Origin of the sequence: Clostridium bornimense (genome assembly GCF_000577895.1) — a bacterium.
GTDB classification, from domain to species: domain Bacteria; phylum Bacillota; class Clostridia; order Clostridiales; family Clostridiaceae; genus Clostridium_AN; species Clostridium_AN bornimense.
In genome coordinates this window covers 1,831,144-1,850,667 of the sequence record NZ_HG917868.1, presented here as the reverse complement: position 1 = coordinate 1,850,667, position 19,524 = coordinate 1,831,144, and the positions used below count along the sequence as shown (strand labels likewise).

The 19,524-nt window shown below is 29.5% G+C and carries 21 protein-coding genes; 20 read left to right on the top strand and 1 reads right to left on the bottom strand.

Annotated features, from left to right (window positions below):
* The first annotated feature begins 123 nt into the window (after positions 1 to 123).
* From CM240_RS08370 to CM240_RS08335, 8 genes are all read left to right on the top strand, one after another.
* Positions 124 to 2,331, top strand: a complete 2,208-nt coding sequence (locus CM240_RS08370) for an FtsK/SpoIIIE family DNA translocase (protein ID WP_044038302.1) — start codon at positions 124 to 126, stop codon at positions 2,329 to 2,331.
* Between the two features lie 175 nt (positions 2,332 to 2,506).
* A complete protein-coding gene (gene rimO / locus CM240_RS08365; protein WP_044038300.1) occupies positions 2,507 to 3,841 on the top strand; it encodes a 30S ribosomal protein S12 methylthiotransferase RimO in 1,335 nt (444 codons plus the stop codon).
* The gene (gene pgsA / locus CM240_RS08360; protein WP_044038298.1) at positions 3,828 to 4,373 is read left to right on the top strand and encodes a CDP-diacylglycerol--glycerol-3-phosphate 3-phosphatidyltransferase; all 546 of its coding nucleotides are present in this window, start codon (positions 3,828 to 3,830) and stop codon (positions 4,371 to 4,373) included. Before rimO ends, pgsA begins: the two co-directional genes overlap by 14 nt.
* A 145-nt stretch (positions 4,374 to 4,518) precedes the next feature.
* Positions 4,519 to 5,547, top strand: coding sequence for a recombinase RecA (gene recA / locus CM240_RS08355; protein ID WP_044038296.1), 1,029 nt, complete (start codon positions 4,519 to 4,521; stop codon positions 5,545 to 5,547).
* Positions 5,548 to 5,916: 369 nt separating this feature from the next.
* Entirely contained in the window at positions 5,917 to 7,464 is a 1,548-nt protein-coding gene (rny, locus tag CM240_RS08350) for a ribonuclease Y (RefSeq protein WP_044038294.1), read from the top strand.
* 135 nt (positions 7,465 to 7,599) lie between these two features.
* A complete protein-coding gene (locus tag CM240_RS08345) occupies positions 7,600 to 7,860 on the top strand; it encodes a stage V sporulation protein S (protein WP_044038292.1) in 261 nt (86 codons plus the stop codon).
* A gap of 73 nt (positions 7,861 to 7,933) precedes the next feature.
* Positions 7,934 to 9,124, top strand: coding sequence for a pyridoxal phosphate-dependent aminotransferase (locus CM240_RS08340; RefSeq protein ID WP_044038290.1), 1,191 nt, complete (start codon positions 7,934 to 7,936; stop codon positions 9,122 to 9,124).
* A 67-nt stretch (positions 9,125 to 9,191) separates the two neighbouring features.
* Positions 9,192 to 9,452, top strand: coding sequence for an HPr family phosphocarrier protein (locus CM240_RS08335; protein ID WP_044038280.1), 261 nt, complete (start codon positions 9,192 to 9,194; stop codon positions 9,450 to 9,452).
* Between the two features lie 94 nt (positions 9,453 to 9,546).
* Here CM240_RS08335 and CM240_RS08330 read toward each other — a convergent pair whose 3' ends face one another.
* Positions 9,547 to 9,738 carry a DUF378 domain-containing protein gene (locus CM240_RS08330; protein WP_044039837.1) on the bottom strand — a complete coding sequence of 64 codons (192 nt, stop codon included), beginning with the start codon at positions 9,736 to 9,738 and terminating at the stop codon, positions 9,547 to 9,549.
* A 181-nt stretch (positions 9,739 to 9,919) separates the two neighbouring features.
* Between CM240_RS08330 and purB the strand changes: the two genes are divergently transcribed.
* The 12 genes from purB to CM240_RS08270 all read left to right on the top strand — a co-directional run bounded on the left by purB (position 9,920) and on the right by CM240_RS08270 (position 19,369).
* Entirely contained in the window at positions 9,920 to 11,353 is a 1,434-nt protein-coding gene (gene purB, locus CM240_RS08325; protein ID WP_044038278.1) for an adenylosuccinate lyase, read from the top strand.
* 210 nt (positions 11,354 to 11,563) lie between these two features.
* Positions 11,564 to 11,839: a flagellar biosynthesis anti-sigma factor FlgM gene (gene flgM / locus CM240_RS08320; protein WP_044038276.1), complete on the top strand. Its 276-nt coding sequence runs from the start codon at positions 11,564 to 11,566 to the stop codon at positions 11,837 to 11,839.
* Positions 11,839 to 12,246: a flagellar protein FlgN gene (locus tag CM240_RS08315; protein ID WP_044038274.1), complete on the top strand. Its 408-nt coding sequence runs from the start codon at positions 11,839 to 11,841 to the stop codon at positions 12,244 to 12,246. The genes flgM and CM240_RS08315 overlap by 1 nt, the downstream gene beginning before the upstream one ends.
* A gap of 8 nt (positions 12,247 to 12,254) precedes the next feature.
* Positions 12,255 to 14,033, top strand: coding sequence for a flagellar hook-associated protein FlgK (gene flgK, locus CM240_RS08310; protein ID WP_044038272.1), 1,779 nt, complete (start codon positions 12,255 to 12,257; stop codon positions 14,031 to 14,033).
* A gap of 14 nt (positions 14,034 to 14,047) precedes the next feature.
* Complete coding sequence (flgL, locus tag CM240_RS08305) at positions 14,048 to 15,001, top strand: flagellar hook-associated protein FlgL (RefSeq protein ID WP_044038270.1); 954 nt, start codon at positions 14,048 to 14,050, stop codon at positions 14,999 to 15,001.
* Positions 15,002 to 15,015: 14 nt separating this feature from the next.
* A complete protein-coding gene (locus tag CM240_RS08300; protein ID WP_162148686.1) occupies positions 15,016 to 15,420 on the top strand; it encodes a flagellar assembly protein FliW in 405 nt (134 codons plus the stop codon).
* 3 nt (positions 15,421 to 15,423) lie between these two features.
* The gene (csrA, locus tag CM240_RS08295; protein WP_044038265.1) at positions 15,424 to 15,639 is read left to right on the top strand and encodes a carbon storage regulator CsrA; all 216 of its coding nucleotides are present in this window, start codon (positions 15,424 to 15,426) and stop codon (positions 15,637 to 15,639) included.
* A gap of 19 nt (positions 15,640 to 15,658) precedes the next feature.
* Positions 15,659 to 16,003 (top strand): flagellar protein FlaG, encoded by a 345-nt coding sequence (locus CM240_RS08290; protein WP_044039836.1) that lies wholly within the window; start codon positions 15,659 to 15,661, stop codon positions 16,001 to 16,003.
* A gap of 11 nt (positions 16,004 to 16,014) precedes the next feature.
* On the top strand, positions 16,015 to 16,239 hold the full coding sequence (locus tag CM240_RS08285; protein WP_044038263.1) for a hypothetical protein: 225 nt from the start codon (positions 16,015 to 16,017) through the stop codon (positions 16,237 to 16,239).
* 10 nt (positions 16,240 to 16,249) lie between these two features.
* Positions 16,250 to 16,636, top strand: a complete 387-nt coding sequence (fliS, locus tag CM240_RS08280) for a flagellar export chaperone FliS (RefSeq protein ID WP_044038261.1) — start codon at positions 16,250 to 16,252, stop codon at positions 16,634 to 16,636.
* Positions 16,637 to 16,640: 4 nt separating this feature from the next.
* Entirely contained in the window at positions 16,641 to 19,034 is a 2,394-nt protein-coding gene (fliD, locus tag CM240_RS08275) for a flagellar filament capping protein FliD (RefSeq protein WP_044038259.1), read from the top strand.
* Positions 19,034 to 19,369, top strand: coding sequence for a hypothetical protein (locus CM240_RS08270; RefSeq protein WP_044038257.1), 336 nt, complete (start codon positions 19,034 to 19,036; stop codon positions 19,367 to 19,369). The genes fliD and CM240_RS08270 overlap by 1 nt, the downstream gene beginning before the upstream one ends.
* Positions 19,370 to 19,524 lie beyond the last annotated feature (155 nt).

The window sequence follows — 19,524 nt, the reverse complement described above, 5'->3', positions numbered from 1 at the left end:
AATAAAAATTTGATTGCGGGAGCCTTTTTTAGCGCACCGAGTACTAAAAAACATCTCAATTTTTTATTTTATTTATTTAAAGTGTTCGTCTAATAGTGTAAAATTATAAAATGGGGTGATAACATGTCAAAGAAAAAAGTTCAGAATAAAAGTAGTAGAAAGAAAAAGCAGCAACAAAAAAAGATAAATAGTGATTTATTAGGAATTACGTTAATAGCAATAGGTGTGTTTTTACTTGTTACATATATAAATACTAGTTTTACAGGGATACTTGGAAAGTGGTCTATGATTATCACTAGATCCTTATTTGGATTAGGGATATTAGTATTACCTTTATTATTATCCATTGTAGGTTACACATATATTAAAAGTAAAGGAAAAGTTGTTTTTACTAAAAGATTTATTGGACTTATGATGTTTTTTGCAACTACTTTATTATTATTTTCAGATATAAGTTATGAAAGTTTTTATAATGGTGGAGGAGTGAAAGCTTTTATTAATACTACATCTTTTTTTCATGGAGGAATGATAGCATATATATTGATGACACCAATTAGATCTTTTATTGGTGAAGTCGGTAGTTACATACTTTTGATACTATTATATTTCACTTCTTATATTGTTATGTTTGATACAAGTATAAAAGAAATATTTAGTTATATAATTGCTAAAAAACCTGCTAAAAGTGAAAAGTGGGTGGAAGATGAAAAAAGTAATATCAAAGATAATAAAGAAAAAGAAGTTAAAATTGATGCTAATAGTATAGATAAAACTGATAGGATAAAGATAAAGAATTTTGAAGAAGTTAAAGGTGAAGTTTCTACAAAGAATCAAAATATAGATGAAGAGTCTGCAGAAGATATTAGTGTGGAATTAGAAACTAAAATAAACAATTATCTAGAAGAAGAGTATAAGCTACCAGATACTAGTTTCTTAAAAGAAAATTCTGCTATAAAGATGAATAAGCATGACAAGAAGGAATTACTTGCCAGTGCAGCAAAATTGGAAGAAACACTAAAAAGTTTTGGAGTAAATGCTAAGGTTATAGAAGTATCTAAAGGCCCTTCTGTAACAAGATATGAATTACAACCAAGTGCAGGAGTTAAAGTTTCTAAAATAATAAATCTTAGTGATGACATAGCATTAAGTTTAGCAGCAAAAGGTGTAAGAATTGAAGCACCTATACCAGGAAAGGCTGCTGTTGGAATAGAGATACCAAATCAGGTTACATCGGCGGTATTCTTAAGAGAAGTACTTGATTCTGATGTGTTTAAGAATACTAAAAGTAAGTTAGCTTTTGCGTTAGGAAAAGATATAAGTGGAAATTGCGTTGTAGCAGATCTTACCAAGATGCCTCATTTACTTATTGCTGGAGCTACTGGATCAGGAAAGTCTGTATGTATAAATACCCTTATAATATCTATATTATATAAGTATTCACCTAATGATGTTAAACTTCTTATGGTTGACCCTAAAGTAGTAGAACTTAATGTGTATAATGGAATTCCACATCTTTTAATACCAGTAGTTACCAATCCGAAGAAAGCTGCTGGAGCATTAAATTGGGCAGTAAATGAGATGACAAAAAGATATAATACATTTGCTGAAACCGGTGTAAGAAATATAGAAGGATATAATGAACTCTATGAAAAGGGAAAAGTAGAAAATAAAATGCAATGGATAGTTATAATAATTGATGAGTTAGCAGATCTTATGATGGTTTGCCCAGGTGATGTAGAAGATTATATAGCAAGGCTTGCACAAATGGCAAGAGCTGCTGGTATGCATTTAGTTATAGCTACACAACGACCATCTGTAGATGTAATAACAGGTATTATTAAAGCTAATATACCATCAAGAATATCTTTTGCTGTATCTTCACAAATAGATTCAAGAACAATATTAGATTCATCTGGAGCAGAAAAGTTATTAGGAAAAGGAGATATGTTATATTATCCTGTAGGAGAATCAAAGCCTATAAGAGTTCAGGGTGCATTTATAACAGAGGAAGAGGTTGAAAAAGTTGTGGGATATATAAAATCACAAGGAGAAACCGTTGATTATAAAGAAGAAATTATTGAAGCTATAAATAGTACACATACAAAAGGATCTTCCAATGATAATAGTGATGATGATGAGCTTTTAGGAGAGGCTATAAAAATTGTGTTAGAAGAGGGACAAGCATCAGCATCAATGCTACAAAGACGAATGAGAATAGGATATAATAGAGCAGCTAGAATGATAGATTCTTTGGAGGAAAAAGGAATAATATCAGGAAAAGATGGAAGTAAACCAAGAACAGTATTAAAAAGAGTAGCGGAAGATGAATAATTAAAATAGGTCTGAGTCTTCTTATATACTAGTTAGTTAGTGAATTTAATGATAAAATTATTATTTTAGTAGAGAATATGGGATAAAATACACGTAAAAAACATAATAAATTTCTTGTAAATGATATAACCGTAATTTAAAATATAATAAGAGTTTTGACCTAGGAGGAAATAAAGTGAAAAAGTATAAAGTAGGATTAGTTAGTCTTGGATGCGATAAAAATAGAATAGATTCAGAAATAATATTAGGAAATTTAAGCGAAAATTATGAGATTACTAATGATCCAAAGAAAGCAGATATAATAATAGTAAATACTTGTGGATTTATAGAATCTTCAAAGCAAGAATCTATAGATACAATTCTTGAAATGAGTGAATATAAAAACAAATATAATTGTAAAGTGTTAGTAGCTACAGGGTGTTTAACTCAAAGATATGGCAAAGAATTATTAGCACTTATGCCTGAGTTAGATTTTATATTAGGAGTAAATGGATATGGTGATTTATTAAAACTTTTAGAAAGTAAATTAGATAATAAAGAACTTAATTATGAAGTTGAATATAGTGACACTGGAATAAATGAAGGAAAGAGAATATTAACTACAGGTACATCAAGTGCTTATATTAGAATAGCAGAAGGATGTAATAATACTTGTTCATATTGTATTATTCCTAAGATAAGAGGAAGATATAGAAGTAGAACTATTGAAAGCATTTTAAAAGAAGCTGAAGAATTATCTATGCAAGGTGTAAAAGAATTAATATTAGTAGCACAAGATACAACAAGATATGGAACTGATATATACAAAGAAAAAAGGTTACATGTTTTATTACAAGAGATATCTAAAATTGAAGGTATAGAGTGGATAAGAGTATTATATTGTTATCCAGAAGAATTATATGAAGGATTAATTGATGAAATTGCAAATAATCCTAAAGTGGTTAAGTATTTAGATATACCTATACAACATATAAGTAATAATATATTAAAAGCTATGAGAAGAAGAACTAAGAAAGAAACAATAACAGCTAAAATTGATGAGTTAAGAAAAAGAGTACCAGAAATTGCGCTTAGAACTTCTTTAATAGTAGGATTCCCTGGAGAAACAGAGGAAGATTTTAATGAATTGGTGGATTTTGTAAAAGAATATAAAATAGATAATTTAGGAGTATTCACTTATTCAAAAGAAGAGGATACTTTAGCAGCAGAAATGGATAATCAAGTTGATGAAGAAGTTAAAGAGAAGAGAAAAAGAATAATAATGACATTACAAAGTAAAATTTTCTTTAATAAAAATAAAAATAAAATAGGTAAGAAATATAGAGTTTTAGTAGAAAATATAGAAAATAATATAGCTATAGGAAGAAATTATGCTATGGCGCCAGATATTGATGGTGCAATTTTAATTAAATGTGATACAATATTAACCATAGGAAATTTTTACGATGTAGAAATTATTGATACAGAAGAATATGATTTAATAGGAGTTGTTCAAAATGAATTTAGCTAATAAGTTGACTGTACTGAGAGTCATTTTAGTGCCAGTATTTATGGTGTTTATTGCTGGTGAAGATATACCTTATGGTAGCTTTATAGCTACAGGAATTTTTATTATAGCATCAATAACAGATCAATTAGATGGCTATATAGCAAGAAGTAGAAACCAAGTAACGAATTTAGGAAAATTCATGGATCCGCTAGCGGATAAATTATTGGTAAGTTCTGCTTTAGTAGCTTTAGTTCAATTAGGGGGATTGTCTTCTTGGGCAGCAGTGATAATAATAGCAAGAGAATTTGCTGTAACAGGCTTAAGATGCGTAGCAGCATCTGAAGGCATAGTAATAGCTGCTAGTAAATTAGGAAAAACTAAAACCGTTGTTCAAATGATTGCTCTTATAGCATCATTAATACAAGTAGGTGTACAAAATAATGTTTTAGGAATGTTTTGTAATGTAGCTATATTTATCGCTGTAATTATAACGATAATATCTGGAATTGAGTATTTTTGGAAAAATTCTGGCGTTTTTAAAGGTAGTATGTGATTAAAAGAAAATATTATGGATAAAATATGAATAAAAGGTTCCTTATAATAGGAACTTTTATTTATATTATTGACTGAAATAGTTAAATGATATATAATCAAATAGAACAAATGTTCTTGAAAGGAGAGTGACCTGAAAAGGGCTTATGAATAATGATAAATTACAAGCAATACAAGTAGCGATGTCTCAGATAGAAAAACAATTTGGTAAAGGATCAGTAATGACACTAGGAGAGAACTCTACATTAGATGTAGACTGTATACCTACAGGATGTCTTTCTCTAGATCTTGCATTAGGAATTGGTGGAGTACCAAAGGGAAGAATAATAGAAGTATATGGACCAGAATCATCAGGTAAAACTACTGTAGCTTTACATATGGTAGCAGAAGCACAAAAAGCTGGAGGAGCAGCGGCATTTATTGATGCTGAGCATGCTTTAGATCCTTCTTATGCAAGAAAATTAGGAGTAGATACAGAAAGTCTTATAGTTTCTCAACCGGATACAGGAGAACAAGCATTAGAAATAACAGAAGCTTTAGTTAGATCTGGGGCTATTGATATTATAATAGTTGACTCTGTAGCAGCTTTAGTTCCAAAGGCCGAAATTGAAGGTGAAATGGGAGATTCTCATGTAGGATTACAAGCTAGATTAATGTCTCAAGCATTAAGAAAATTAACAGGTTCAATTAATAAATCTAAATGTGTCATAGTATTTATTAACCAATTAAGAGAAAAAGTTGGTGTTATGTTTGGAAATCCAGAAACAACTACTGGAGGTAGAGCATTAAAATTCTATGCTTCTGTAAGATTAGATATTAGAAAAATAGATACTATAAAACAAGGTGATGAAGTTCTAGGATCAAGAGCTAGAGTTAAAGTTGTTAAAAATAAGGTAGCACCTCCATTTAAACAAGCGGAATTTGATATTATGTATAATGAAGGAATTTCAAGAGAAGGTAATGTATTAGATATCGGCGTAAAGGAAGAAATTGTACAAAAAAGTGGGGCTTGGTTCTCATATGGAGATACTAGATTGGGTCAAGGAAGAGAAAATTCAAAAATTTTCTTAACTGAAAATCCTGATATAGCATTAGAAATTGAAAATAAAATTAGAGAAAAATATAATTTGCCATTAGCTACTAATGCTGTAGAAGTAGACATGGAAGAAGAATAAAATTTGTATAATTGTTAATTTTAATATATATTTAAAAATTAAAGTAGAGTTAACGCTCTACTTTAATTTATTATATAAAAAGGTAATTTATGAAAAAACAATAAAAAATATCAGAAAAAAATACAAAAAATAACGAATTGCAATAATGATACATAACGATATTTACTTTAATGTATAAAATTACCTATTTTCTGAGTAAATAAATAAATATTTTAATAGTTGAAGTCCTTAAATCTTGACAGTAGACTGTATTTAATATAAAATTAAATACAAATACTGGTTTATCATATAAGTATTATTGCCAAATGAATAAATATGACACCTTTTCGGCTCTCAAATTTGTACAAATAAGCAAGGAGGTGTTCGGCAATGGAAATGAAATATGTTGTATTTGCAGTAATAGCAATAGTTATTGCTGGTATCGCTATATTAATTGACATTCAGATTAAAAAGAGTACAGCGATGGATAAGTTATCCAATGCTGATGAAAAAGCAAAGAAAATTATTGAAGATGCTTTAAAAGAAGCAGATTCTAGTAAAAAAGAAGCTATTTTAAGTGCAAAAGAAGAAGTTCATAAGTTAAGAGCTGATTTAGATAGAGAACTTAGGGAAAGAAGGAATGAAATTCAAAGGCTTGAAAGAAGAAACCTTCAAAAGGAAGAATCTCTAGATAGAAAGAGTGAAAGCTTAGAGAAAAAAGAAGATGTTTTAGCGAAAAAGTTATCTCAAGTTGCTGAGAAAGAAGAGAAAGTAGAAGAAACATATCTTTTACAATCAAAAGAGTTAGAGAGAATATCAGGGCTTACTAGTGAGGAGGCCAAAGAAGAGATTCTGGGAAAACTTAGAAAAGAATTGAAACATGAATCAGCGATGTTGATAAAGGATGCTGAGCAAAAGTCCAAGGAAGAAGCAGATAAAAAAGCAAGAGAAATTATTACTATGGCTATTCAGAGATGTGCAGCTGATCATGTAGCAGAGTCTACAGTCCATGTAGTTGCTCTTCCAAATGATGAAATGAAAGGTAGAATTATTGGTAGAGAAGGAAGAAATATAAGAGCTATCGAAACGCTAACTGGTATAGATTTAATCATAGATGATACACCAGAAGCAGTAATTTTATCTGGATTTGATCCGATAAGGAGAGAAGTTGCTAGAATTGCATTAGAAAAGTTAATACTAGATGGTAGAATTCACCCAACTAGAATTGAAGAGATGGTGGAAAAAGCCAAGAGAGAGGTTGAAAACAACATAAAAGAAGAAGGAGAACAAGCATCTTTCGAAACAGGAGTTCATGGATTACATCCAGAGATAACAAAAGTTTTAGGAAGACTTAAGTATAGAACTTCTTATGGTCAAAACGTTTTAAAACACTCTATAGAAGTAGCTTATCTTGCAGGATTTATGGCTTCTGAATTAGGAATGGATCCTACTTTAGCAAAAAGAGCTGGATTATTGCATGATATAGGAAAGGCTGTAGATCATGAAGTGGAAGGTCCACATGCTGTTATCGGAGCTGAACTAGCTAAAAAATATCATGAATCTTCAATAATAGTTAATGCTATTGGATCTCATCATGGAGATATGGAACAAGAGTCTATAGAAGCTATTCTTGTTCAAGCGGCAGATGCCATTTCTGCAGCTAGACCTGGAGCTAGAAGAGAAACTTTAGAAGCATATATAAAGAGACTTGAGCATTTAGAAGAAATAGCAAATTCATATGAGGGTGTAGAAAAGTCATATGCCATTCAAGCTGGAAGAGAAGTCAGAATTATGGTTAAACCAGAAGTTGTTGATGATTTATCATCAGTTCAAATGGCTAGAGATATTGTAAAGAAGATAGAAGAAGAATTAGAATATCCTGGTCAAATTAAGATAAATGTTATAAGAGAAACTAGAGCAATTGAATATGCAAAATAATAAATGAGAAAAAAATTTCCTTCAAGAGATTAAAAAAAATCTTTTGAAGGAATTTTAGATTTTTTGTAGAATTGTAAATATATAAGCAGTTTAATCACAACACTATATTTTGAATTTATTTTTAGGAGGGTAATTATGGAAGTATTAAAAGTTTCAGCAAAATCAAATCCAAACTCAGTAGCAGGGGCTTTAGCGGGAATCGTTAGAGAAAAAAATGGGGCAGAAATACAGGCTATAGGAGCAGGAGCAATTAATCAATCAATCAAAGCAGTAGCAATAGCGAGAGGGTTTATGGCTCCGTCTGGAATTGAGTTAGTAGTAATTCCTGCATTTACAGATATTGAAATTGATGGGGAAGAAAGAACTGCTATAAAGCTTATAGTTCAACCAAGATAAAAATGTTTACTAAAGGACTTGTTTAATACAAGTCCTTTTATTATAATAAAGACATTAAGAGGGGGTAATAGCATTGAAATTATCAAGAAAAGCTGAGGCATTAGCAGCCTCATTGACGTTAGAAATAACAGCGAAAGCCAATGAAATGAAAAAGCAAGGTATAGATGTAGTATCTTTTGGTGCAGGGGAACCGGATTTTAATACCCCAGATTATATTAAAGAGGCTGCAATAAAAGCTATAAATGATAATCATACAAGATATACAGCTACATCAGGAATATCAGAATTAAAAAAAGCAATAATAAAAAAGTTTAAAGAAGATAATGGATTAGACTATAGTGAAGATCAAATCTTAATTTCTACAGGTGCTAAGCAATCGTTAGCAAATGTGTTTTCAGCAATATTAAATGAAGGTGATGAAGTCCTAATAAATATACCATATTGGGTTACTTATCCAGAATTAATTAAATTAAATGGAGGAGTACCTGTTTTTATTAAGACTAAAAAAGAAAATTCTTTTAAATTTACATTGAAGGAATTAGAAGAAAATTGTACAGATAAAACAAAAGCAATTTTAATAAATTCGCCGAATAATCCAACAGGTTCAGTTTATAGCGAAGAAGAGTTAAGGGTTATAGCTGAATTTGCAAAAGAAAAAGATTTAATTATTATATCAGATGAAATATATGAAAAACTTATATATGATGGTAAAAAGCATATAAGTATTGCAAGTTTAAGTGAAGATGCTTTTAATAGAACTGTCGTTATTAATGGGGTATCAAAGACTTATGCTATGACAGGATGGAGAATTGGATATTCAGCAGCACCTAGAGAAATAAATAAGTTAATGATAAATATACAAAGTCATACTACATCTAATGCTAATGCTATAGCTCAATATGCAGCATTAGCGGCATTGGAAGGAAATGACGATGAGATAAAGCTCATGGTGAAAGAATTTGAGAGAAGAAAAAATTATATGATACAATCAATAAATAGTATTGATTCATTAGAAACTTTACATCCAAATGGAGCTTTTTATGTGATGGTAGATGTAAGTAAAGTATTCGGAAAAAAATGTGATGGTAAAGTGATAGAAGGTTCAATGGACTTCTCAAAGGCAATTTTAGAAAAGGAAAAAGTTGCGGTGATACCAGGGATAGCATTTGGAAATGATAATTATATAAGACTTTCTTATGCAACTTCTATGGAAAATATAGAAGAAGGTATAAGAAGAATCGAAAAATTTATAAAAGGTCTTTAAAATCTATAGGCAATATGATAAACTAAAGTAGATATTTAAAGATACTATGATAAAGGTGGGAGAAAAAATGGTAGTTAAAGAAGTAACTGTAAAAAGCGCAACAGGATTACATGCAAGACCAGCTACATTATTAGTTAAGGAAGCATCAGGATTTAAGTCAGATGTAAGTTTAGAATTCAATGGTAAAAAAGCAAATGCTAAGAGCTTAATCGGAGTTTTATCATTAGCAGTAACTAGCGGAGCAGCTATTAAGGTTTCAGCTAGTGGAGATGATGAAGCTGCAGCAGCTGAAGCAGTAGCTAAGTTAATAGAATCAATTGAAGAATAATATTCACAATATAGGGGCCGCTGCACAATAAATTAATTTTGTGCATCAGGCTCCTTTTTTCATAATCTATTTATTATTAACGATTGCTTCTTCTCTATTTCTTTCGAAATATGTAATTTATTATATAAGAAGAAATATATATTCCACTTACACCTATAAGAATATATATTATTCTAGAAATATAAGAATATACTCCAAAAATTGTAGCAAGGATATCTATATTTATAATACCTATTATTCCCCAATTTATAGAACCAATAAGTATAAAGAGAAATGCAATCTTCATAGAGGTAGATAATTTAAACAATAAGAAATCTCCTTTATTAATTAATACAATAAAGTATATTCATAAAAAATGTAAATATGAAAAATTATTAATTACGAACAAAGATGTTACTTTACATAATAATATATGTTATAATCATAAACGGATGAAATTTCTAATATATAAATGTACGGAGGTAATTATGAGAGATTTATATAGCACACCACTAAATAGTAGATATGCTTCAAAAGAAATGTCATTTATATTTTCAGATGATAAGAAGTTTACTACATGGAGAAAGCTTTGGATAGCTTTAGCAGAAAGTGAAAGAGAACTTGGATTAAATATAACAGAAGAGCAAATAGAAGAGTTAAAAGCTAATGTTAATAATATAAATTATGAAGATGCAAAAAAAAGAGAAAAAGAAACTAGACATGATGTTATGAGTCATGTATATGCTTATGGATTACAATGTCCTAAAGCTAAAGGAATAATCCATTTAGGAGCTACTTCTTGTTATGTAGGAGATAATACAGATCTAATAATAATGAGAGAAGCTTTATATCTTATAAAGAAAAAAGTTTTAAAAGTAATAAAAAATCTATCAGATTTTGCAATGGAATATAAAGATATGCCAACACTTGGGTTTACACATCTTCAACCAGCTCAATTAACTACAGTAGGTAAAAGAGCTACATTATGGATTCAGGATTTAGTGTTAGATTTAGAAAATATAGATTTTGTTATAGAAAAGTTAAGATTTAGAGGAGTTAAAGGAACAACTGGTACACAAGCATCTTTTATGGATTTATTTAACGGTGATGAAGAAAAAGTAAGAGAATTAGATAAATTAGTTTGTTCTAAAATGAATTTTAGTGAAAGTTACTGGGTTACTGGTCAAACTTATACTAGAAAAGTTGATTCAATAATATTAAATACTTTAAGTGAAGTTGCTCAAAGTGCATATAAATTTTCTAATGATATGAGATTACTTCAACATATGAAAGAAATGGAAGAACCATTTGAAAAAAATCAAATAGGTTCATCAGCAATGGCATATAAGAGAAATCCAATGAGAAGTGAAAGAATTTCAGCTCTTTCAAGACATGTTATTGCAAATAGTATAAATCCTGCTATAACTGCAGGAACACAATGGTTCGAGAGAACTTTAGACGATTCAGCTAATAAGAGATTATCTGTTGCAGAAGCATTTTTAGTTTTAGATGGAGTATTAAATCTTTATATAAATATTTCAGAAAATCTTGTTGTATATCCAAAGGTTATAGAAACTCACATAAATGCAGAATTACCATTTATGGCTACAGAGAATATAATTATGGAAGGTGTTAAAGCTGGAGGAGATAGACAAGAATTACATGAAAAGATAAGAGTATATTCTCATGAAGCATCATTTAGAGTTAAATCAGAAGGGTTAAATAATAACTTACTTGAAAAGATAGCAAATGATAAAGAGTTTGGACTTACATTAGATGAACTTAATGCAGTTATGGATGCTAAGAATTTTATAGGAAGAGCACCATCACAAGTAACTGATTTTATAGAAGGAACAGTAAATCCTTTATTAGAAGATAATAAAGAATTTTTAGATGAAATATCAGTAGAGATAAATGTATAGTTAAGATATAATATATTATTAAGCTGCTGCAGAGCAAGAAAATTGCTTTGTAGCAGCTTTTTAAATATACTCTAAAATATTCATTATATATAAAAGGAATACTATATGGAGCAAATATAAATCTACATAAAAACTACACTTAAAATGTGCTAAATAAAAATAGTATTAGTTCGATAATATAAATATGTAAGATGATAGGAGAGGTGTGAAATGAAAATAGATAGATTAACAGTAGTTAATATAGATAGATTATATAAGAATAATGCTAAAAGTAATATAGAAGAAAAAGAAGTCAGTAAAAAAGGTGATCGTATAGAAATATCAGAAGATGCTAAAAGAATTCGATCTATGAATGAGGATAATAACCAATATATGAATAGAGATATAGAGGCAATTAAAAAAGCAATTAATAATGGGACTTATAAGGTTGATAGTAAAGAGTTAGCTGAAAGTATGAAAGACTTTATGAAAGGAACAGATATATAATGAAAGAAACTCTAAAAGCTATAATGAAGGAAGAAGTTACTGCGTTAGAAAATTTGCTTAAAGTTTTAGAAAATCAGCATAAACATCTATTTGGAAAAGATCCATTATTGTTAGAAAAAGATGTGGAACTAATAAAGGATGCTTCAGTAGAGGTAGCTAAAGTAGAGAAGAAAAGAAGAGATTTAGTTGTAGGCAAGACAAAAAAAGAAATGTTTGAAATGTTAGATGATGATGGTAGACAAATTTATTATAAGTTAGATTCAACAATAAATCTTTGTGATTTACAAAGAGGAACTAATGATGCATTAATAAAACAAAATTTAATGTTTACAAACAAAATGTTAAGCTTTATAAATCCAAATAGAGAAGTAAATGTGTATAACGGGAACGGAAAGTTAAATAGGTAGGTGAAATTATGTTAGGATTAATGAGTACATTAAATACAGCAAAATCGGGGATTAATGCTACACAAGTAAATATCAATGTTACATCCCACAATATATCAAATGCAAATACGGAAGGTTATTCTAGACAAGTTGCTAAGCTTGTAACTACAACGCCATTTTCAGCACCAAGCTTTTCATCTATGGCAGGACCTGGTCAGTTTGGAACAGGAGTAGAAGTTGCTTCTGTTACTAGAGTAAGAAATCATTTTTTAGATTATCAGGTAAGAAATGAGACATCTAAGCAAGGTGAATATGAAATAAAATATGAAACACTTAGCAAAGTTGAAGGAATACTAAATGAACCAAGTGATAGTGGCTTAACGTCAATCATGTCAGATTTTTTTAAGGCGTGGCAAGATGTTTCTAATAGTCCGGCTGATTCTAATGCAAGAACTGTATTGGCGCAAAAAACTGATGCATTAACAGGGGCATTAAATAGTTACTATAATCAATTAACTAAAATGCAAGAAGATGCATGTGAAAGTATAAAACAAACAGTATATGATGTTAATTCATTGTTAAGCCAAATAGATACTATAAATCAAGAAATAATTCAAGTGTCTGTAGCTGGACAATCACCAAATGACTTAATGGATAGAAGAGATTTACTTCTAGATCAATTAAGCGCAAAGATGAATATAAATGTAGATAGAAATCAAAACTTTAATGGAGAAAATGTATCTCCTGTAGATAGTAATGGTGTTATAGACCCAACTCTTATTAAATCAGTGTTTAATCAAGAAATAAAATCTTTTTCTTATGTAGCCAATATAGATAAAACAGGTACCGCTAATGCTGATGGAACTTATACTTATGAAGTTACGTATTATACACACGGTGATATGACAAGTAATACTAATGCTAGAACTATAAAAGTAAATATGACTGAGGCAGAAGCAAAGGAACTTTCTCAGACAAGAGTTCTTTGGGCAGATAAAAATGGAGAAGCAATTAAAAATGGATGTGAAACAATTTCAGAAAATGAAGTTGTCGATTTCTCTGAACTTAATATATTTAAACCAAGTTCTGGAGAATTAAAAGGTCATCAAGATGTACAAGAACAATTAGATGAGTATATAACACAAATAAATAATGTAGCAAAGGCTATGGCTTTAGCAGTTAATGCTGTGCATAGCGCTTCAGCTGATGGAAGTACAGACACTATGCCTTTCTTTGTTAATAGTGATGTCGCTAAATATAATGAAGATGGAACACTAAAAAATCTTGATGAAGTATTGGCTGCAGAAAAAGATATAACAGCAGGAAACATAAGTATTAATAAGGAAATTCTTAATGATGTTATGAAGATTAATGCAGGGAAAGATGAAACTAGTGGTGAGGGAGATGGAAAAAGAGCTCTTGCTATAGCACAAATCATGGATACTATGATGATGATACAAAATATGAGCTCAAGTACTACAAGAGAAGAATTTGTAGGAACTCTAGAAGAAAATGAATATGGTGTTTTAACAATAGCTTCTGATAAAAAAGGAATGAAAGTGGAAAGTTACTATAAAGACATAATTAACAAGTTAGGTGTTCAAACACAAGAAGCTAATAGAGTTGTTACTAATCAAACAGCGCTTCTTAGTGATTTTGAGAATCAAAGGTTACAAGTATCTGGAGTATCTTTAGATGAAGAAATGGTAAATCTAATACAGTTTCAACATGCATATGGAGCAAATGCTAAGATTATATCTACAGTTGATGAATTATTAGATGTGTTAATAAACGGATTAAAGAAATAAGGGTGGTATTTTAAATGAGAGTAACAAATAGTATGTTAGTAAATCAATTTATGAGAGATACACAAAATAATTTAGGTAATATGCAGACTATTCAAAAACAATTGACTAGTGGAAAAACGGTGAATAAGCCATCAGATGATCCTCTAAAAGTTTCAAGAATAATGCAACTTAATAGAGATTTAAAGGCAAATGAACAATATAACAAAAATATATCATCTACTATAAATTATTTAGATACTGCTGATACTGCACTTGGACAATTAAATGAAGTTATAAAAAGTATAAATGAAAATATATTGGCGGCAGGAAATGGTGCATATTCAACTGAGGAAAGAGAAGCTATAAGAAACACTATTAATGAGCAAATTGGTCATATGGGTCAGATTTTAAATACAAATTTTGATGGGAAATATATTTTCGGTGGAACTAGAACAGGAGAGAAACCTGTTGAAGTAAGTAAAGATGATACTGGTACTAATCATTTAACTATAGCTGGTGGCGATGATGCAAATGAGCTTAAGAAATTAGATACAAAATTAGTAGTTGAAGTATCACAAGGGGTTACATTAGAATATACGAACTCAGTAACAGATCTTTTTACTTTTACTAACAGTAAAGGTGAAACAAAAGATATAAGAGATATTATGGATAATATAATGAATAATTTAGCTTCAGACGATCCAGATGATTTAGAAAAATTAACGAGTGAAAATCTTACTGATATTCAAGATTTTCAAAATCATCTTTTAAAAATAAGATCTGAAGTAGGGGCTATGCAAAATAGAATGGAGGATGCACAGTCTAAAAATGAAGATGAAACATATAATATGACTGAAATTTTATCACAGACTGAAGATATAGATTTTGCAGAGACTGTAATAAATCTTATGACACTGCAATCTGTTTATCAAGCATCACTCCAAGTATCTTCTAAGGTACTACAACCAACGTTAATTGATTACGTATAATTATGGAGGTTTTCATGGCAAATATAGACAGCATATTTAACACAGATATATTCTTTAAAGATGGTCTTTTAGGATTAGAAGAATATAAGACTTATGCTCTTGAAATGATAGAAGAAAATGGAGTATTTTATTTGTTACAAAATAAAGAAGATAGAGAATTAGCTTTTGTTGTTATAAATCCATTTACATTGAAAGAAGATTATGAAGTTAAATTGGATGATAAACTTGTAGAAGAGTTAGATATAAAGAAAGAAGAAGAAGTATTAATAGTTAATACAGTTACATTAGGTGAAAAAAAAGAAGATTTTACATCAAATTTTATGGCCCCATTAATTATAAATGTGGCAAATAATAAAGGTAAACAGATTATACTTAATGATTCTAGATATAAAATAAAAGAAAAAATTTTCAAGGAGTAACTTATGTTAGTTATAACTCGTAAAAAAGAAGAAACAATTTTGATAGGTGATGATATAGAAGTAACTGTAGTTAGTTCAAAAGATGGTGTAGTAAAGCTAGCTATAAAGGCTCCAAATGATATTACTATACTTAGAAAAGAATTGCTAGCAGAGGTAAAAGAAGAAAATAAGAAGGCCATAAGCACCAAAAAAGATTTACTTAGTATCTTAAAGAAGTAATATGAAAGGGATGGAGGATATGGATGTAAATATAATTCATCAAGGGGAACAAGTTACCTTAGAATTGTCTGGTTCAACATATGAAGTATCTTTATATAGAGAGGATAAAGGTAATTGTTCAGCGACAGAATTAAATTTAAGTCAAAATGATGCGAAAAAAGTCGTAGAAGAACTTAATAAATATATAGAAGAAAAGGATACTTATGCAGAATATAAAGTTCATGAAGAACTAGGTAGTATAATGATAAAAATACATGATAGGGAAACTAATGAAGTTATAGCTGAATATCCACCAGAAAAGATACTAGATATGGTTGCTAAAATGTGTGAAAGAGCTGGAATATTTATGGATAAGAAAGCTTAGGATGTGATTTAATGGAATATATTTTGAACAAGATTAATCGAAGCACAAGAGAAAAAATTGTGAAGGCAACTAAAATAGATAAAGTTCATAAATTAGATTCCTATAATATAAAAGCTTATAAGAGAAATGATAATAAACTAAATAGTAATAATGATGATAGTGAAGATTATATAGTTACAGCAGTTAGAAAAACTAATGAAAAGGATAGAGGAAGATTTCTTGATAGTCTAGAATAGGAGGATATTTATGCAAAATTTAGGGGGATACAATGCTTACAGAAATAATTCTGTAAACTATGCATCTAAGAATCAATTATTATTAATGTTAGTAGATGGAGCTGTGAAATTTTCAAAGTTAGCATTAAAGGGAATAGAAGAAAAAAATGTATCGTTAGCTCACGAAAATCTTATAAAAACACAAAATATATTTAATGAACTTATAGTTACTTTAGATGTAGAGGCTGGAGGAGAATGGGCTAAAAACTTAAGAAGTGTGTATGGGTTCATTGTAGAATCTTTAGTTAAGGCTAATTTAACTAAATCTAAAGAAGAAATGGAAAAAGTACTATCCCTTGTGATAGATGTTAGAAATTTATGGCATGAAGCGTATGAAAAAAGTATAAAGGAGGCATAACAATATGACTAGAATAACAGGACTAGCTACTGGGTTGGATGTAGATTCATTAGTAAAAAGTATGGTATCCCTTCAACAAAGTAGAGTAGACAAGGCAAAACAAAATCTACAAACTGTAACGTGGAAACAAACACTTTATAGAGATTTAATGAAAGAAGCTAATGAATTTAAAAATAAGTATTTTAACGTAACTAGCTCAAGTAACATGTTAAGTTCTAAAAATTTATCTACATTTAAAGCAAGTGGTTTAAGCAGTACTGCGGGAATAACAGTTAAACCTGGTACAGGATCTGTTAAAGGTACATACTCTATTACTGTTAATAGTTTGGCAAAAGAAGCAACGGTTCAAGGTAGTAAAACTATTGCTTTTGCTACTGGTGGTACTAGTAAAATACCTGTAAATGTAACAGATTCAAATAACACTATAAACATTGAAGGAACAGATATAACAATAGATAATAAAGCATATAGTACTATTTCTGATGTAGCTTCAGCTTATAATGATGCAATATCCAACGATGATTCTTTAAAAGGAAAATATGTAGCAACTGTTGATAGTGAAACTAATTCAATACAAATAGAAAAAAAGATAGAAATTGGTGCAGATTATAAAGAAACTATTGCGGTATCGGGAAAAGATATAGAGATTGAATTAGAAGAAGGAAGTTATACAGCGGAAGAGCTTACAAGTAAAATTCAAAGTGCATTGAATAAAGCTATAAAAAATGATAATGATTTAAGCAACGATGAAAATCTTAAGGATATAAAAGTTGCATTAAATGATGATAAAAAGATAGTTATTAATAAAGATAATGCTGAAGTTGGAACTACTAACTATTCTCAAAATATTACTAACAAAAAGCAATATACACCACAAATAGTAGATGGTGTAAATGATACATTAAAAATATCAATTGGAGGAAATACTTCAATTGAATTGAAACTTGATACTACAAAAAATTTCACGAATCCAGATGGGACATTAAAAACAAATGAAGAAATTATGATTGAGTTATCAGAAAATCTAAATGATCAATTGGCGCAAAAAGGTATAAATAATATTTCTTTTAGTAACAATGGCGGGAAACTTTCTGTAACAGCAGAGACTGGAGAACAAGTAATAATAACAGGAAATGCAACAAGTACGCTGGGTCTTGATAGTAGATTTGAAGTAAAAGGTAATACTTCAACAAAGATGTCTGATATGCTTGATGCTATGGGGGTAACAGATAAGAAAGTATCATTTGAAATTAATGATGTAAAATTTGAATATGACTTTGATGGAGCAGATGCTAATAAAACAATTAATGAAATAACAAAGGACATTGCAAGCAAAGCAGGGGTTAATGTAAATTATTCAGAAGTTACAAAAAGCTTTACTATGTCTTCAAAAAATACAGGATCAGATTCAACTATAACACTTAAAGATACCAACGGAAACTTCTTAGGAGCATTATTTGGTGATGGTAGTCAACTAGATAAGACTGTAGAAGGATCAGATGCAGAGATTGTAATGAAAACACCAAATGGAGAACAGACATTACAAAAAAACAAAAATAACTTTACAATTGATGGAATTGAAATAAATTTAGTAAAAGATCCTGAAGGAACACCGTATACAGAAACTTTTACTGTGGAAGGTAATGTAGATGAGGCAGTTAAGAATATTAAAGAAGTAATTGATGGATATAATTCTTTAATTACAAAAATGTACACATTAACTAGTGAAAAGAAGTTATCATCATATTCACCATTAACAGATGAACAAAAAGAAGAGATGACAGAAAAGGAAATAGAGCTGTGGGAGACTAAGGCAAAGCAAGGGTTATTAAGAAATGATACATATCTTAATAAATTAAGTTCAGCATTAAGAAGTGCTGTAAATACTCCTGTTGAAGGTGCTGGAATAAGTATGAGTGACGTAGGGATTTCTTTTTCAACAGATTATACTAGTGCACCAACTATAGTTCTTGATGAAGATAAATTAAAAGCTGCACTAGAAGAAAATGGTGATGCGGTAGTTAGTTTATTTACACAAAATAATGCTGAAGCTTCAGTATATACATCTGATTTAACAGCGGATGAGAGAAAAGATAGAATGAATAATTGTGGTATATTCCATAGAATAAGTGATGCTCTTAACGATGCGCTTAGAACAACTAGAAGTGAAAGTGGAAATAAGGGGTATCTTGTAGATATAGCAGGATTTGAAGGAGATTCAACTAATACTTTATCTAAAAATCTTGTTAAGATACAAGAAAATATAGATACATTATTAGAAAAATTGACAGATGCAGAAAATAAGTATTATAAGCAATTTGCAGCATTAGAAACAGCTATGTCAAAGTTAAATTCTCAACAAGCTTGGTTAACTCAACAGTTTAGTAGTGGATCATAATGATTAAAGAGTTACTTGAAAAGTATAATAAATTAAATATTGACTGCATAGAAGCTGTTGAGAAAGATGATGTTGAGAAGTTAAATATTTTACTAAAAGAAAAAGATCTTATTATTGGGAAGATAGATAATATTAAATACACTGCAGATGAATTTAAGAGATATGCTCAAGAAATTGATTTGGTTAATGTAGAAAATCAGTTAGAGAGAGTTATAAAAGAAAAAAAAGAAGAAGTTAAAAATAAAATAAAAAATACTGCTATTAGTAAAAATGCTGTAGGTGCTTATAGTAATGCAAATTTTACAAATAGTGGTATCTTTAATAAAAAGATATAAAATAAAAAGGACTCAAAACAATAGCAATATTGATTGAGTCTTTTATTTATTATAAATATTAATAGGATAGTGTAAATAAGAATCAAAGTAGTTGTTTTTTACATACAAAAATTCCTTGAGAAAAATGAAAGTGAAAAGTGTCGAAAGATGTTACA